This is a genomic window from Streptomyces sp. NPDC048639 (genome assembly GCF_043199075.1).
Lineage (GTDB): Bacteria > Actinomycetota > Actinomycetes > Streptomycetales > Streptomycetaceae > Streptomyces.
Genome location: NZ_JBICVP010000015.1, coordinates 40,420 through 56,322, shown reverse-complemented (window position 1 = coordinate 56,322; position 15,903 = coordinate 40,420). Strand labels below are relative to the sequence as shown.

Here is a 15,903-nt window from a genome sequence, read left to right as displayed (position 1 = left end):
GTCGGGCTATGACGAAGCCCTCCCTCTCCGACCTTCTCCACGCCGCCGTCACCGCCGTCGGCGGCACCGAGCGCCCTGGTCAGGTCACCATGGCCGAAGCCGTCGCCGAGGCGATCGACGACGGGTCCCACCTGCTGGTCCAGGCCGGCACCGGCACCGGCAAGTCCCTCGGCTATCTGGTGCCCTCGCTGGCGCACGGCGAGCGCGTCATCGTGGCCACGGCCACGCTGGCGCTGCAACGCCAGCTCGTGGAGCGCGATCTGCCGCGTACTGTCGAGGCGTTGCACCCGCAGCTGCGCCGGCGACCCCAGTTCGCCATGCTCAAGGGCCGCTCCAACTACCTGTGCCTGCACCGGCTCCATGAGGGAGCGCCGCAGGACGAGGAGGAGGGCCTCTTCGACGTCTTCGAGTCCGCCGCCCCCACCAGCAAGCTCGGCCAGGACCTGCTGCGGATGCGGGACTGGGCGGACGAGACCGAGACCGGCGACCGGGACGCCCTGACCCCCGGTGTCTCGGACCGGGCCTGGGCTCAGGTGTCGGTCACGTCCCGTGAATGCCTGGGTGCGTCCAAGTGCGCCTACGGCGCGGAGTGCTTCGCCGAGGCCGCGCGTGAGCGGGCGAAGCTCGCCGACGTCGTCGTCACCAATCACGCGCTGCTCGCGATCGACGCGATCGAGGGTGCCCCCGTGCTGCCCAGCCATGAGGTTCTGGTGGTCGACGAAGCGCATGAGCTGGTCTCCCGGGTGACGGGAGCCGCCACGGGTGAGCTCACCCCGGGCGGCGTGAACCGTGCGGTCCGCCGCGCGGCGAAGCTGGTCAACGAGAAGGCGGGGGACGCCCTCCAGACCGCGGCCGAGAGCTTCGAGCGGATCATGGAACTGGCGCTCCCCGGCCGGCTCGAGGAGATCCCGGAAGACCTCGCCTACGCCCTCATGTCCCTGAGGGACGCGGCCCGCACGGTGATCACGGCGCTGGGGAACACGCGTGACAAGTCGGTGCAGGACGAGGACGCGGTGCGCAAACAGGCGCTCGCGTCCATCGAGAACGTCCACGCCGTGGCGGAGCGTGTCGCGGCCGCGTCGGAGTACGACGTCGTCTGGTACGAGCGGCACGACCGGTTCGGGGCATCGCTGCGGGTCGCCCCGCTCTCGGTGTCCGGGCTGCTGCGCGAGAAGCTCTTCGCCGATCGCAGCGTCGTCCTGACCTCGGCCACCCTGAAGCTGGGCGGCGACTTCAACGGCGTGGCGGCCTCCCTCGGACTGCCCCCGGAGTCCGCCGTGACGAACGGACTCCCGAGCCCGAGGAACCGCGCCGCACGGACCGGCGATGCATCGTCCGAGGATGCCCGGACCGACGGCGACGAGCCGACGGCCGACGATTCCAGCGCGAAGACGAGCCCGCCGTGGAAGGGCCTAGACGTCGGGTCGCCGTTCGAGTACCGCAAGCAGGGCATCCTCTACGTCGCCCGGCACCTCGCGCAGCCCGGCCGCGAGGGAAGCCGTACGGACATGCTGGACGAGCTCGCGGAGCTCGTGGAGGCCGCGGGCGGGCGCACGCTCGGCCTCTTCTCGTCCATGCGCGGCGCCCAGGCCGCGGCCGAGGCGTTGCGCGGACGCCTGGACATGCCGATTCTGCTGCAGGGCGAGGAGACCCTGGGCGAGCTGATCCGCTCGTTCTCCGACGACGCCCGGACGTGCCTGTTCGGCACGTTGTCCCTGTGGCAGGGCGTCGATGTGCCCGGTGCGAACTGCCAGTTGGTGGTCATGGACCGCATCCCCTTCCCGCGTCCCGACGACCCGCTGATGAGCGCCCGGCAGAAGGCCGTTGAGGAGGCGGGGGGCAACGGCTTCATGGCGGTCGCGGCGACGCATGCAGCCCTGTTGATGGCACAGGGCGCGGGCCGGCTCGTGCGGGCGTCGGAGGATCGCGGCGTGGTGGCGGTCCTCGACCCTCGTCTGGCCACCGCGCGCTACGGCGGGTTCCTCAAGGCGTCCATGCCCGACTTCTGGTTCACGACCGACCGCAATCAGGTACGCCGTTCCCTGGCGGCGATCGATGCCGCTGCGCCGGCGACGGGGTAGCCCGGAGTTCATGGGTTCGCGCTGATGCGTCCGCGTGGCTCGCATCGGCCGGGCTCCATGGGGGGGGGCAGGCGCCGAGGGGCCTCTTGGCCGTGCCGACGGACCAGCCTCCCGGACCGCCGTGCGGCGGGCATGCAGCGGGCCCCGGAACCGGCGCAGGGATTCCGGGGCCCGGTCGTGAGAGCGGCGTCAGACCCGCCGCAGCACCGCCACCACCTTGCCGAGGATCGTGGCCTCGTCGCCGGGGATCGGCTGGTACGCGGAGTTGTGCGGGATCAGCCAGACGTGGCCGTCCTCCCGCTTGAAGCGCTTCACGGTGGCCTCGCCGTCGAGCATCGCGGCCACGATGTCTCCGTTCTCCGCGACCGGCTGGCGGCGGACGGTGACCCAGTCGCCGTCGCAGATCGCCGCTTCGATCATCGAGTCGCCGACCACCTTCAGCACGAACAGCTCGCCGTCACCGACCAGTTGACGGGGAAGGGGGAAGACGTCCTCGACCGACTCCTCGGCGAGGATCGGACCGCCTGCCGCGATGCGGCCGACCAGCGGCACATACGACGCGGCGGGCTTGCCGGTGGTGTCCGCCGGCTGGCTCGTCGGCCCGTCGGATCCGCGGACCTCGTAAGCGCGCGGGCGGTGCGGGTCGCGGCGCAGGAAGCCCTTGCGCTCCAGGGCCATGAGCTGGTGCGCGACGGACGAGGTGCTCGAGAGGCCCACTGCCTGGCCGATCTCCCGCATCGACGGAGGGTAGCCGCGTCGCTGCACGGAGTCCCGGATGACCTCGATGACCCGGCGCTGGCGGTCCGTGAGGCCGGAGCTGTCGGCCCGGATGCCTGGAGGTCGACCGGGAAGCGAGCGTACGGGCTTCTGTCCCTCGGGGTTCGTCGTCGCGTCGTTCATCGGGTGGCTCTGCTCGTATCGGTGCTGGGAGCGGTCCTGGGCAGTGATGGTGGCGCTGTCTGCAGTGGTGGTCACGTCGGCCCCTCTCGAGATGGTTCTCCCCAGTGACACAACGGTAGTTGGTTTCGAAAGGTTGCGCCAAACACACGTTCGAGTGAAATTTCCCAGATGACCTGACGAGATCAAGCGCTGAGGTGTATATGCGGTGGCTGGATGCGCGGGGCGGGTTCCGCCCAGGCCGGGCTCGCGGGTCCGGCTGGAGTGTCGCCGGGGCCGTGATCAGTGTGACACCTGTGACCCGCGTGACGGTATACGTACGCGCTCCCGTAGTCTCCTGTTGCCGCCCCTTCGTGCGACACGCGGTCGACGCGCTTGACGGGGAACCACCAGATCTAGTGGTTAGATAAGCGGCGGTCGCCCACAAGTTGTGGTTCGCGGTCCTCAACGGCCGCAGTTATGGCCTATGATTGAGGTTGTTCCCAGGCCCCTTCGTGGGGGTCTGCGGAGCCGTGCAGCTGTGCTGTGCAGTTCGACGTTCACAGGGTTTCAGGGAGGGTGAGGATCGTTGCACTGCCCCTTCTGCAGACATCCCGACAGCCGCGTCGTGGACAGCCGCACCACCGACGACGGGACGTCGATCCGCCGGCGCCGCCAGTGCCCCGACTGCTCTCGCCGCTTCACGACAGTGGAGACGGCGTCACTCATGGTGATCAAGCGGAGCGGGGTCACCGAACCGTTCAGCCGTGACAAGGTCATCGCGGGCGTGCGCAAGGCATGCCAGGGGCGGCCCGTCACCGAGGACGCCCTCGCCAAACTCGGCCAGCGGGTCGAAGAGGCGGTGCGTGCCACCGGCAGCGCCGAGCTGTCCACCCATGACGTCGGGCTCGCGATACTCGGCCCGCTCCAGGAGCTCGACCTCGTCGCGTACCTGCGGTTCGCGTCCGTCTACCGGGCGTTCGACTCGCTGGAGGACTTCGAGGCCGCGGTCGCGGAGCTGCGCGAGCAGCGTGAGCCGGCCGACGAGGACGAGGACGGGTCCGCGGAGGAAACCGAAGCCCCCGCCCCGACCACCACCGCCGCCGGATAGCCGGCGGCGCCATCAGATCCGCTCCGGGCGCGCAGATGCGCCGGGGCACAGAACAGAAACAGTGCCTGGGGGAAGAAACAGGCACGTCAGGGCGTTATGCCCGTACAGGGAGGCGGCATGACAGAGACGACGAGCGGCCCGGCACGAAGCTCCCGTGCCAAGGGCAGCAAGGCGAGCAAGGGGCTGCGTGTGGAGCGCATTCACACCACCCCCGGCGTGCACCCGTACGACGAGGTGGTCTGGGAGCGCCGCGACGTCGTCATGACCAACTGGCGCGACGGTTCGGTCAACTTCGAGCAGCGCGGTGTCGAGTTCCCCGACTTCTGGTCGGTGAACGCGGTCAACATCGTCACGAGCAAGTACTTCCGCGGTGCCGTCGGGTCGCCCGGCCGTGAGTCCAGCCTGAAGCAGCTCATCGACCGCGTGGTCAGGACCTACCGCAAGGCCGGCGAGGACCACGGCTACTTCGCCTCGCCGGCGGACGCCGAGATCTTCGACCACGAGCTCACCTACGCCCTGCTGCACCAGGTGTTCAGCTTCAACTCCCCGGTCTGGTTCAACGTCGGCACCCAGCAGCCGCAGCAGGTCTCCGCCTGCTTCATCCTCTCCGTCGACGACTCCATGGAGTCGATCCTCGACTGGTACAAGGAAGAGGGGATGATCTTCAAGGGCGGCTCCGGCGCCGGTCTGAACCTCTCCCGCATCCGGTCGTCGAAGGAGCTGCTGTCCTCCGGTGGCAACGCCTCCGGTCCCGTCTCCTTCATGCGCGGTGCGGACGCCTCCGCCGGCACGATCAAGTCCGGTGGTGCCACCCGCCGCGCCGCCAAGATGGTCGTCCTCGACGTCGACCACCCGGACGTCGAGGCCTTCATCGAGACCAAGGTGAAGGAGGAGGAGAAGATCCGTGCCCTGCGCGACGCGGGCTTCGACATGGACCTGGGCGGCGACGACATCACCTCCGTCCAGTACCAGAACGCCAACAACTCGGTCCGGGTGAACGCGGAGTTCATGACGGCCGTCGAGTCCGGCTCGAAGTTCGGGCTGCGCGGGCGGATGACCGGTGAGGTCCTGGAGGAGGTCGATGCCAAGGGCCTCTTCAGGAAGCTGGCCGAGGCCGCCTGGGCCTGCGCCGACCCCGGCATCCAGTACGACGACACCATCAACCACTGGCACACCTCGCCGGAGACGGGCCGGATCACCGCCTCCAACCCGTGCAGCGAGTACATGCACCTGGACAACTCCTCGTGCAACCTGGCCTCGCTGAACCTCATGAAGTTCCTGCGCGACGACGACCTGGGCAACCAGACCTTCGACGCCGAGACCTTCGCGAAGGTTGTCGAGCTGGTCATCACGGCGATGGACATCTCCATCACCTTCGCCGACTTCCCGACCGAGAAGATCGGCGAGACGACGCGCGCCTTCCGCCAGTTGGGCATCGGCTATGCCAACCTCGGCGCCCTGCTGATGGCCACCGGCCACGCGTACGACTCCGACGGCGGCCGGGCGCTCGCCGGTGCCATCACCTCGCTGATGACCGGCACCTCGTACAAGCGCTCCGCCGAAATGGCCGCGGTCGTCGGCCCGTACGACGGCTACGCCCGCAACGCCGACGCTCACCAGCGCGTCATGCGCCAGCACTCCGACGCCAACGGTGCCGCCCATCGCGTGGACGACCTGGACACCCCGGTCTGGGCCGCGGCCACCGAGGCCTGGCAGGACGTCATCCGCCTCGGCGGGAAGCACGGATTCCGCAACGCCCAGGCCTCCGTGCTGGCCCCGACCGGCACCATCGGCCTGATGATGGACTGCGACACCACGGGCGTCGAGCCGGACCTGGCCCTGGTCAAGTTCAAGAAGCTCGTCGGCGGCGGCTCGATGCAGATCGTGAACAACACGGTTCCCAAGGCGCTGAAGCGTCTCGGCTACCAGCCGGAGCAGGTCGAGGCGATCGTCGCCCACATCGCCGACCACGGCAACGTGATCGACGCACCGGGACTGCGCCTCGAGCACTACGAGGTCTTCGACTGCGCCATGGGCGACCGGTCGATTTCGCCGAGGGGTCACGTCCGGATGATGGCGGCGGCCCAGCCGTTCCTGTCCGGCGCGATCTCCAAGACCGTGAACATGCCGGAGTCGGCCACCGTCGAGGAGATCGAGGAGATCTACTTCGAGGGCTGGAAGCTCGGTCTGAAGGCGCTGGCGATCTACCGCGACAACTGCAAGGTCGGCCAGCCGCTCTCCGCCAAGAAGAAGGAGGAGAAGGCCGAGGTCGCCGCGGTGCCGGAGAAGGTGGTCGAGTACCGCCCGGTCCGCAGGCGTCTGCCGAAGGGACGCCCCGGCATCACGACCTCCTTCACGGTGGGCGGCGCCGAGGGCTACATGACGGCCAACTCCTACCCGGACGACGGCCTCGGCGAGGTCTTCCTGAAGATGTCCAAGCAGGGCTCGACCCTCGCGGGCATGATGGACGCCTTCTCCATCGCCGTCTCGGTCGGTCTGCAGTACGGCGTTCCGTTGGAGACGTACGTCTCGAAGTTCACCAACATGCGGTTCGAGCCGGCCGGTATGACGGACGACCCGGACCTGCGGATGGCGCAGTCGATCGTCGACTACATCTTCCGCCGCCTGGCGCTGGACTTCCTGCCGTTCGAGACGCGGTCGGCGCTCGGCATCCACTCGGCCGAGGAGCGTCAGCGTCACCTGGAGACCGGTTCGTACGAGCCGACCGATGACGATGTCGATGTGGAGGGGCTCGCCCAGTCCGCGCCGCGCCACATCGAGATCCCGGCGAAGACCTCGCCGGAGTCGCCGAAGCCCGAGGTGACGGCTGTCGTGCCCGCCCCGAAGGAGGCGCACAGCTCCACGGAACTCGTCGAGATGCAGCTCGGCCTGAACGCGGACGCCCCGCTCTGCTTCTCGTGCGGCACCAAGATGCGCCGGGCCGGGAGCTGCTACCTGTGCGAGGGGTGCGGCTCGACCAGCGGTTGCAGTTGACCGCTGAGGCCGCGGGCCTTGAACGGGCGAGTCTCACCCCCTGACGGCACGGAGTCCCGGGAGGGGGTGACGACCTGACGGTCGTCACCCCCTCCGTCGTTGTGCGGTTCGCGCTGGATCGGCAAGTGGGATCCGGCCACCGCCACCGCCCACTACGATGGCGCGGTGCTGGTCAAGTGGATTAGCTGCACTGTGGTTGACCGCCGAGGCTTCGCGCGGGGGCAGCGTAAATGGGCGGGGCTGCTCGGTGAACCCGGGTTCCGGGGGCAGGGCGGCGGATGGAGCCGGGCGCGGCCCGATGTCGCGCATCTCTTCGCCTTCTGGGAGAGCCGGGCCTTGTACGACTCCTTCATGGCGCGCTCGCACGACCGGCTCGCCGCCGCCCAGTCCGGCACGTTCAAGGACAGCAGGGTCCGGCTCTTCGAGCACCGCTTCGATGTCAAGGTCGGATTTCGGCCGGTCTTCTCCGATGCGGATGTGGTGCGCGTGGCCCACTGCCGGGTGCGTGAGGAGCGGGTGGAGCACTTCACCTTGATGCAGGAGAAGGTGTGGAACCCGGCGATGGCAGGATCGCCAGGCATGCTGCGCGGGGTGTTCGGGGAGGCGCCCGGCAACGAGTTCCTGGTGCTCTCGCTCTGGGACTCGGCGGCCGAGCACGGGAAGTACCGCCAGGAGCGCGTGGAGCGGCTGGCCCTGCGGACCCAGATCGATGCCGATGTGTCCGGGCTGGCGGGAGATGTCGTTGCTCTTGAGCCCACCTGGTCCGTGTGAGCCGGTCCGATTCGGGTGAGTCCCTGTGATGACGCGGCGGGTTCCGCACCGCCGAACTAGGGTGGCGTCATGGCACGGCCTCGCCGCATCGTCCTCCTCCGGCACGGAGAGTCGGAGGGCAACGCCGATGACACGGTCTACGAACGCGTTCCCGATCATGCCCTGTACCTGACCGAGAAGGGCCGGCGGCAGGCGAAGGAAGCCGGGGGCCAGTTGCGGGCCATGTTCGGTGAGGAGCAGGTCAGCGCATACGTCTCCCCGTACCGGCGGACGCACCAGACCTTCAAAGCCCTGGACCTCGATCCCGGGCGCGTGCGGATGCGCGAGGAGCCGCGGCTGCGCGAGCAGGACTGGGGCAACTGGCAGGATGCCCAGGATGTGCGGAAGCAGAAGGTCAACCGCGACGCGTACGGGCACTTCTTCTACCGGCTGGCACAGGGGGAGTCCGGCGCGGACGTCTACGACCGGGTCGGCGCGTTCCTGGAGAGCCTTTACCGGAGCTTCGAGGACCCGGACCACCCGCGCAATGTGCTGCTGGTCACGCACGGCCTGACCATGCGGCTCTTCTGCATGAGGTGGTTCCACTGGTCGGTGGCCGAATTCGAGTCCCTCTCGAATCCAGGGAACGGGGAGTTCCGGACCCTGCTCCTGGAACCCGGGGGCAAGTACCGCCTGGACAGGCCATTCGAGCGCTGGTGCACCCCGGAGTCGTACGACGCCACCGGCTAGAGTGTCCGTGCGATGACCGCTGATCCCCCTCTTACGCAACGCCGCGACCGTGCCCTCGCGAGCTTGCGCGGGCTTGCCGTGGGCGATGCCCTGGGCTCCCAGTTCTTCGTTCCCTCGAACTATCCGGCGCTGAAGCGGCACGAGCTGCCGCCGGGCGTCTGGCAGTGGACCGACGACACCGAGATGGCTTGTTCCGTACTGGCCGTCCTCGTCGAGCACGGCCGGATCGACCAGGATGCGCTGGCCCGGGCCTTTGCCGACCACCACGACGTCGACCGTGGCTACGGCCCCGCCGTCAACCGGATGCTGCGGCTGATCCGCGAGGGCGGGGACTGGCGCGAACTGGCCTCCGAGCTCTTCAACGGACAGGGGTCGTGGGGCAACGGCGCCGCCATGCGGATCGCGCCACTCGGCGCCTGGTACGGGGGTGACGCGGAGCAGGCCACGCACCAGGCGGAGATCTCCTCCTACACCACGCACCAGCATCGCGAGGCCGTCGCGGGGACCATGGCTGTGGCCGCGGCCGCGGCGCTGGTCGCGGATCCGGCGGGTACCCCCACTCCGGAGGCGCTGCTCGACGGTGTGATCGAACTCGTACCGCGCAGCGCGGTGCAGGCGGGTCTGCGGCGCGCCCGCGACATGCTCGACTACGGCGACGCCGGTACGGTCGCGGCCGTCCTGGGCTCCGGGCGGCGCACGAGCGCGCATGACACGGTGCCCTTCACGCTGTGGGCCGCGGCCCGTCACCTCGGCGACTTCGACGGGGCCTTCTGGACCACGGTCCAGGTGGGCGGCGACATGGACACCACGTGCGCGATCGTGGGCGGCATCCTCGCGTCCGCGGAGGCCGGGGCGCCGCCGGCCGACTGGCAGGAACGCACCGAGCCGCTCCCGGTCTGGGCGCCGGTGGTCTCCGCCTGACGCGCTCGCACGACGGCCGAAGCGTTGCCTTCGACGGCTGCGGTGCCGCTTTCCGAACGAAGCCCTCCGTCGGTCGCTCCGCCGCCCGTCCGCCCTTCATGGGTCGGAAGATGCCCGCCTGCCGTACCGCTGCCCGGGCGGCGTAATCTAAGGGACGCCATGCCGTACGAACCGCCTACTCACCGCGTCGAGCGTTCACTCCGCGCCACCACCGACGCCCGTGTCGTCGCCGGCATCGACGAGGTCGGGCGGGGCGCCTGGGCCGGACCGGTCACGGTATGCGCCGCCATCACCGGTCTGCGGCGCGCGCCCGAGGGGCTGACGGACTCCAAGCTGCTCACCCCGAAGCGGCGCACCGCGCTGGCCGGCGTGCTGGAGAAGTGGGTGACGGCGCATGCGCTGGGCCACGCCTCGCCGCACGAGATCGACGAGTTGGGGATGACGGCGGCGCTGCGCCTCGCAGCCGTACGGGCCCTCTCCGCCCTGCCGGTCCAGCCCGACGCCGTGATCCTCGACGGCAAGCACAACTACCTCGGCGAGCCCTGGCGGGTTCGTACGGTCATCAAGGGCGACCAGTCGTGCGTCTCCGTCGCAGCCGCATCGGTGATCGCGAAGGTGCGGCGGGACGCGATGATGGCCGAACTGGGCCAGGAATGCCCGGACTTCGCCTTCACGGCGAACGCCGGATATCCCTCTCCGGTGCACCGTGCGGCACTGGAGGAGCTGGGGCCCACAGCCCACCACCGGATGTCCTGGGCCTACTGGGACGCGCTGCCCCGCTGGCAGCATCTCCGCCTCAAGCGGAGCTTGGCGGGGGATCCGGAGCTCGAGTCCGGAGGGCAGCTCGGCTCCGACTTCTGAGCGGCCGCCCCATTTCTACCCCGCCCCGCCGATGCGAACCGCACCGGTGTTTGATAGACATCAGATCATGCCTCTCATCCCCGAGGAGCCTCAGATTCACGAGAGCGTCCCGGGTCCCCGCGTCTCTCCGGCCGCCGGCCGGACCGCGCCGACCCCCCGTCCTGTCCCCGCTCCCGGACCCCGGCCTGCTCCCAAGCGGCCAGGCCCGCCCGGTCCGCAGCGTGGCCCCGCCGCACCACCGGCCCAGTGTGGCCCGCGTGACGCGGCCAATTCCCCGGCGCCTGCCGCGGTTCCGCAGATCCAGCTCATTTCGGCCTCCGCGGACGGAGCCCTGGATGCGGCCGAGGAGGCCGTGGACCTTCTGCTGGACTCCGGTCGCGCGCCGCAGGAGATCCTCGTACTGACCACGGGCGAACAGCACCCGTGGGCGGCCCACGAGTTGTCCTTCGGTGAAGCTTCCTACTGGGCGCAGCACGACGCCGGCGAGGACGTCTTCTACGCGGACGCCTCCGTCGCCGAGCGGGCGGGGAGCCGCCCCGTGGTGGTCGTGGCGGTGAACGGCGGTGCGGACGACGCGGCTGCCCGTGCGCTGCCCACGGCCATGGCCAGGGCGGGAGTGCTGCTGATCGTCTGCGGTGACCCGCAGCGGATCAACTCCCTCATCGGCGCCGGAGTCTGAGCTCCCGGGTGCTTCCGCACCCGGAGCAGTAGTGCCCCGGGCGCGGTGCGGGCGTGACGACCTGCGCGGGTATGCCACGCGCTACGAGCACCGACGCCGTGCGCGAAACCAGGTCGTACGGCGTCGTAACACCATGCCGTACGACCCCGGGGCGTGCGTCACGCGGCAGCGGTGCGTCGTATGCCGATGATGTTCGGGCCGTCGCGCCGTACGCCATGCTGCACACCGGTCGGTGCTCCGGGGCCGGGCGGTCACCGTCGGACGGTGCCCGTCCCCGGCTCCACGGTCCTCCCTGTCCTCCGTTACGTCAGCGCGCGGCCGTGCGCCGCGGCTTCTCCGGATCGTTCTCCTGCGGGGGCTGCCCGGGTGAGCGGAGTACCGGGAGTGCGGGGGAGTTCACGGGGCGCGGGCCCATGGCAGGGGACGTCTCCCACGGCTCATCGGCCTTGTGGTCCTCCGCCGGTTTGGAGAACGCGTGGGGGCGGCGGCCTCCCCGTCCTTCGCCGAACACCTGCCATCCCTCCCGCGTCAGCGTGACGTACGCGCCACAGCGCAGGCCGTGCAGTGTGCAGGCGTCACGCAGTCCCCACATCCAAGCTCCGTCCTCCTCGGTCCACTGCCCGTCGCCCTCCCGGCAGTAGAGAAGCACCGCCGTGCGCACGGGCACACGGCGTCGCAGGTCGTGCGGAATGATCCGGCGTAGTTGAGTCAGCAGGGCGTTCCGGAACACCCAGCCGTCGGCCACGCTCCCCAGGTGGCCGAACGACGCGCTGGCGGCGACTCTCTCGTCCGCGTCGAGCACAGCGACCACGGTGGTGGCCGGCGTCGGCTGGTGGCGGCTGTGCAGACCGGTGACGATCTCACGGGGATTGCGCAGCAGAGGAATTCCGGCGTCGGCCCATTCCGAGGGCTGCAGCATCCTGCCGAGCTGGGACGGGGAACCGGTTGCGGCGGAGAAGGACATTGCGGACGACGGAGGAAAGCCGGGGGTCACGGTCCTCCTTCGGTCTGCTCACCCGTGAGCCGGGCAGGCGCTGGTCGGGCACGCCGCGACGCACCCTGCCGGGAATCAGCAGCCGGCGCGGGGACACCTCCAATTCTCGCCGTCACCACCGCGGGCGGCAATGAGACGTTTGCGCAAGCGACCGGTATCAGCCGAAGCGCGGCCTATTTTCTTCCGATTCGCCGCCCTCCCTGCCTCCCGCTTCAGCCCTGCACAGCGAGGACCAGTGGAAACACAGCCTGCGCACCGGCTTTGATGAGCAGACGCGCCGCCACAGCGAGCGTCCATCCGGTGTCGGCCAGGTCATCCACCAACAGCACCGGGCCGGGGGTGGCGCGCAGCTGCTCGGAGAGATCGGAGGGCACGGTCAACGCACCGTCCAGCGCCCGGAGCCGCTGTGCGCTGTTGGTGCGGGGCACCCGGGTGTCCGTCGTCTCGTCGGCATACGCGACCGATCCGAGAAGAGGCATCTTGCCGACCGCCGCGATGTGTTCGCCGAGGGAGTGGATGAGCTGTGGACGGGTGCGGGACGCCAGGGTGACCACGCCCACCGGTCTGCTGGGGGCATCAGGAGCACCCGATGCCCAACCTCCGGGTCCCTTGGCCCAGTCGGCGAGCACGGTCACGACCGCGTCGGCCGCATCGCGCGGAACCGGGCCGTCTTCGCTCTGCGCGGACAGCATCGGCCGCAACCGGTTTCCCCATCCGATGTCGGAGAGACGTCCCAGTGCCCGGCCGGGGGAGGCCTGTTCGCTCGCGGGGATGCGTCCCTTGAGGTTCATGCCCACCGCCGCCAGCCCGGTCGGCCACATCCGGCGTGGCTCCACCTCGACACCTGGTCGGCCGAGCTCGCCGCGGGCGGCCTCCAGCGTGTCCGTGGAGAGGTCGGTGGTGAAGCGCGTCCCGGCGCAGTTGTCGCAGCGTCCGCACGAGGAGGCGCCCTCGTCGTCCAACTGCCGCCGCAGGAACTCCATCCGGCACGCGCTCGCGGCGGCGTAGTCGCGCATCGCCTGCTGCTCGGCCTCGCGCTGCCGGGCCACCCACGCATAGCGGTCCGCGTCGTACACCCATGGTTCGCCCGTCGAGGTCCAGCCGCCGCGCACACGGCGCACGGCACCGTCCACGTCGAGCACCTTGAGCATTGTCTCCAGCCGTGAGCGCCGCAGGTCGACCTGGGGCTCGAGGGCCGGCAGGGACACGGGTCGGCCCGCCTGGGCGAGGACGTCCAGTGTTCGCCGGACCTGCTCCTCGGCCGGAAAGGCCAGGGAGGCGAAGTACCGCCAGATCGCCTCGTCCTCCTGGCCAGGGAGCAGGAGGACCTCGGCGTGCTTCACGCCGCGTCCCGCCCGCCCCACCTGCTGGTAGTACGCGATGGGCGACGAGGGCGAACCCAGGTGCACGACGAAGCCTAGGTCCGGCTTGTCGAAGCCCATACCGAGCGCCGAGGTGGCGACCAGGGCCTTCACCCGGTTCCCCAGGAGATCGGCCTCCGCCGTCCTCCGGTCGGCGTCCTCGGTCTTCCCTGAGTACGAGGCAACCGCATGGCCGCGGTGCCGGAGGAATGCCGTCACCTCTTCCGCCGCCGCCACGGTCAGGGTGTAGATGATCCCCGAGCCCGGGAGATCGTCGAGATGGTCGGCGAGCCAGGCCAGCCGGTGGGCGGCGTCCGGCAGCCGCAGGACGCCGAGACTGAGGCTCTCCCTGTCCAGCGGGCCGCGCAGAACCAGGGCTTCGGCGGTCGTCCCGCCGGTGCCGAGCTGTTCGGCGACGTCGGCAGTGACTCGCGCATTGGCCGTGGCCGTGGTGGCCAGGACGGGAACGCCGGGTGGCAGGTCGGTGAGCATGGTGCGCAGTCGCCGGTAGTCCGGCCGGAAGTCATGCCCCCAGTCCGAGATGCAATGCGCCTCGTCGACGACGAGCAGCCCCGTGCTCGCGGCGAGCTTCGGCAGCACCTGGTCACGGAAGTCGGGGTTGTTCAGCCGCTCCGGGCTCACCAGGAGCACGTCGACTTCGCCGGCCGCCACTTCCGCCTGGACGGTGTCCCACTCATCGGTGTTCGCGGAGTTGATGGTGCGCGCGCGGATGCCGGCTCGCTCGGCGGCTTCGATCTGGTTCCGCATGAGCGCGAGAAGAGGGGAGACGATCACCGTGGGGCCGCTGCCGCGAGCCCGCAGCAGCGCGGTGGCGACGAAGTACACCGCCGACTTGCCCCAGCCCGTGCGCTGGACGACGAGGGCTCGGCGGCGATCGGCGACCAGCGCCTCGATCGCGCGCCACTGGTCCTCGCGCAGCCGGGCGGTTCCGCCCGGGTCGCCGACGAGGCGGGCGAGTACGGCATCGGCCGACGAACGCAGGTCTTCGTTGCTCATGCCCCCATGCAACCGGATGGCACGGACATTGCGCGAACGAGGCCGCTGACCTGTGGACAACCTCCGTCCACAAGTTTCGTAGGACAATATTCGAGAGTTATCCACAGGGCTTTCGGCGCAGAGCGGTGGGACGGCACGGTCTCCGCATGACGCGACACATCGACCCCTCGCAACCGTCCGCCCTCGACCAGATCACCCTGCGCAGCCCCGCGGAACTCGCCGATGCCCTCCCATATCTCATGGGGTTCCATCCCGACGACAGCATCGTCCTGGCCGCCCTGCACGGCGATCACGGCAGGTTCGGCGGCCGCCTGCGGCTCGGCATTCCGGTCAGCCCGGGGGAGTGGCCGTATGTGGCGGACCAGCTCGCCGACTGTCTCGTGTCGGGCAGCGAGAAGCGGGCGTCACGGCCCGACGGCATCATCGTCTTCCTCTGCCAGGATCCGACGGCTGGAGAGAAGGCGCGGGACGTGATGGAGCGGTTGCGGCCGTTGGCGCAGCGCCTGCGCACGGCGTGCGGCGAGCTGGATGTGCCGGTGCTGGAGGCCCTCTGCATCTCGGACGGCCGCTTCTGGTCGTACTGCTGTCCCGACACGCGCTGCTGCCCCATGGACGGCACCCCGCTCGCCCTGCCCGGGACATCCGTCATGGCGGCGGCCGCCACGTTCGCCGGAATCCAGGTCCGTGGCTCACTGCGGGAGATGGAGGCGAGGCTCGCGCCGCTGACGGCACCTGCGTCCGCCGTCAGGGCACAGGAGGAGGCGCTGGATGCCGCAACCGCGGAGCTGGTTCCCAGGATCCTCGGGGGAGTGGACCGCGGAACGGTCCGCACGGAGACGCTTGTGCTCGTCCAGGGACTGGTGGAGAGGTTCGGAGGTGCCCAGGCGGCAGGAAGTCCCACTGAAGCCGACGCTGCCGACGACGGGCTCGTCTCCGACGAGGAAGCGGCCGCGATCATCCTCGGGCTGCAGGACCGTACGACACGTGATCGGGCCGCCGAGTGGATGGAAGGCCCGGAGACCGAAGCGGCGCTCCGGGTGTGGCGGGCGATTGCGCGGCGCTGCGTCGGGGTGTTCGGCGATCATGCCGCCGCGCCGCTCACTCTCGCCGGCTGGGTGGCCATGTCCACCGGCGACGAGCCGGCCGCCAGGGTCGCGCTCGGTATGGCACTGCGCGTCGACCCGGACTATCTCTTCGCGAAGCTCCTGCACCAAGGCGCCAACGAGGGCCTCGATCCTGAGCTGTTGCGCGAGTGCCTGAGGCAGGAGCGGGACACCCGCGCGACCCGAAGGCCGGCGCGGATGACCGCACACCCGCCCTCCGGGCGTCCGCGCGGCCGTACCCGGCCGGGCGGCCACGCGAGCCGTGGACGGGTGCGTGTACGGCGCCGCGCCGGGCAGCGCCGTGCCTGATGGCTGTCGTCGGCCGCGTTGCGAGTTCAGCTTGGTGGGGCCCTCGGACCGCGACGTGCGTGCGGGCATCGACGGTGTGATGTGACGCGCGTGGAC

At 70.1% G+C, this 15,903-nt stretch carries 12 protein-coding genes; 9 read left to right on the top strand and 3 right to left on the bottom strand.

Features of this window, described 5'->3' with window-relative positions; all coding sequences use genetic code 11:
* Positions 1–8 precede the first annotated feature (8 nt).
* The gene (locus ACGFNH_RS31250; RefSeq protein WP_393659522.1) at positions 9–2,081 is read left to right on the top strand and encodes an ATP-dependent DNA helicase; all 2,073 of its coding nucleotides are present in this window, start codon (positions 9–11) and stop codon (positions 2,079–2,081) included.
* 189 nt (positions 2,082–2,270) lie between these two features.
* Here the strand turns inward: ACGFNH_RS31250 and lexA are convergent, their stop codons facing one another.
* Positions 2,271–3,056 (bottom strand): transcriptional repressor LexA, encoded by a 786-nt coding sequence (lexA, locus tag ACGFNH_RS31245; RefSeq protein ID WP_393659520.1) that lies wholly within the window; start codon positions 3,054–3,056, stop codon positions 2,271–2,273.
* A 490-nt stretch (positions 3,057–3,546) separates the two neighbouring features.
* Here lexA and nrdR point away from each other — a divergent pair, with 490 nt between their 5' ends.
* The 7 genes from nrdR to ACGFNH_RS31210 all read left to right on the top strand — a co-directional run bounded on the left by nrdR (position 3,547) and on the right by ACGFNH_RS31210 (position 11,023).
* Positions 3,547–4,068 (top strand): transcriptional regulator NrdR, encoded by a 522-nt coding sequence (nrdR, locus tag ACGFNH_RS31240; protein ID WP_393659518.1) that lies wholly within the window; start codon positions 3,547–3,549, stop codon positions 4,066–4,068.
* 117 nt (positions 4,069–4,185) lie between these two features.
* A complete protein-coding gene (locus tag ACGFNH_RS31235; RefSeq protein WP_393659516.1) occupies positions 4,186–7,062 on the top strand; it encodes a vitamin B12-dependent ribonucleotide reductase in 2,877 nt (958 codons plus the stop codon).
* A 165-nt stretch (positions 7,063–7,227) separates the two neighbouring features.
* Entirely contained in the window at positions 7,228–7,833 is a 606-nt protein-coding gene (locus tag ACGFNH_RS31230; RefSeq protein WP_393659514.1) for a YdbC family protein, read from the top strand.
* 69 nt (positions 7,834–7,902) lie between these two features.
* Positions 7,903–8,562, top strand: a complete 660-nt coding sequence (locus ACGFNH_RS31225; RefSeq protein ID WP_393659512.1) for a histidine phosphatase family protein — start codon at positions 7,903–7,905, stop codon at positions 8,560–8,562.
* Between the two features lie 12 nt (positions 8,563–8,574).
* On the top strand, positions 8,575–9,483 hold the full coding sequence (locus ACGFNH_RS31220; RefSeq protein WP_393659510.1) for an ADP-ribosylglycohydrolase family protein: 909 nt from the start codon (positions 8,575–8,577) through the stop codon (positions 9,481–9,483).
* A 159-nt stretch (positions 9,484–9,642) separates the two neighbouring features.
* Positions 9,643–10,344 (top strand): ribonuclease HII, encoded by a 702-nt coding sequence (locus ACGFNH_RS31215; RefSeq protein ID WP_393659508.1) that lies wholly within the window; start codon positions 9,643–9,645, stop codon positions 10,342–10,344.
* Between the two features lie 67 nt (positions 10,345–10,411).
* Complete coding sequence (locus tag ACGFNH_RS31210; RefSeq protein WP_393659506.1) at positions 10,412–11,023, top strand: hypothetical protein; 612 nt, start codon at positions 10,412–10,414, stop codon at positions 11,021–11,023.
* Between the two features lie 307 nt (positions 11,024–11,330).
* Here the strand turns inward: ACGFNH_RS31210 and ACGFNH_RS31205 are convergent, their stop codons facing one another.
* Positions 11,331–12,017: a hypothetical protein gene (locus ACGFNH_RS31205; protein WP_393659505.1), complete on the bottom strand. Its 687-nt coding sequence runs from the start codon at positions 12,015–12,017 to the stop codon at positions 11,331–11,333.
* 212 nt (positions 12,018–12,229) lie between these two features.
* On the bottom strand, positions 12,230–14,395 hold the full coding sequence (locus ACGFNH_RS31200) for a RecQ family ATP-dependent DNA helicase (RefSeq protein WP_393659503.1): 2,166 nt from the start codon (positions 14,393–14,395) through the stop codon (positions 12,230–12,232).
* Positions 14,396–14,541: 146 nt separating this feature from the next.
* On the opposite strand from ACGFNH_RS31200, the gene ACGFNH_RS31195 reads away from it, so the two are divergent.
* On the top strand, positions 14,542–15,807 hold the full coding sequence (locus ACGFNH_RS31195; RefSeq protein WP_393659501.1) for a DUF4192 domain-containing protein: 1,266 nt from the start codon (positions 14,542–14,544) through the stop codon (positions 15,805–15,807).
* Positions 15,808–15,903: the final 96 nt, after the last annotated feature.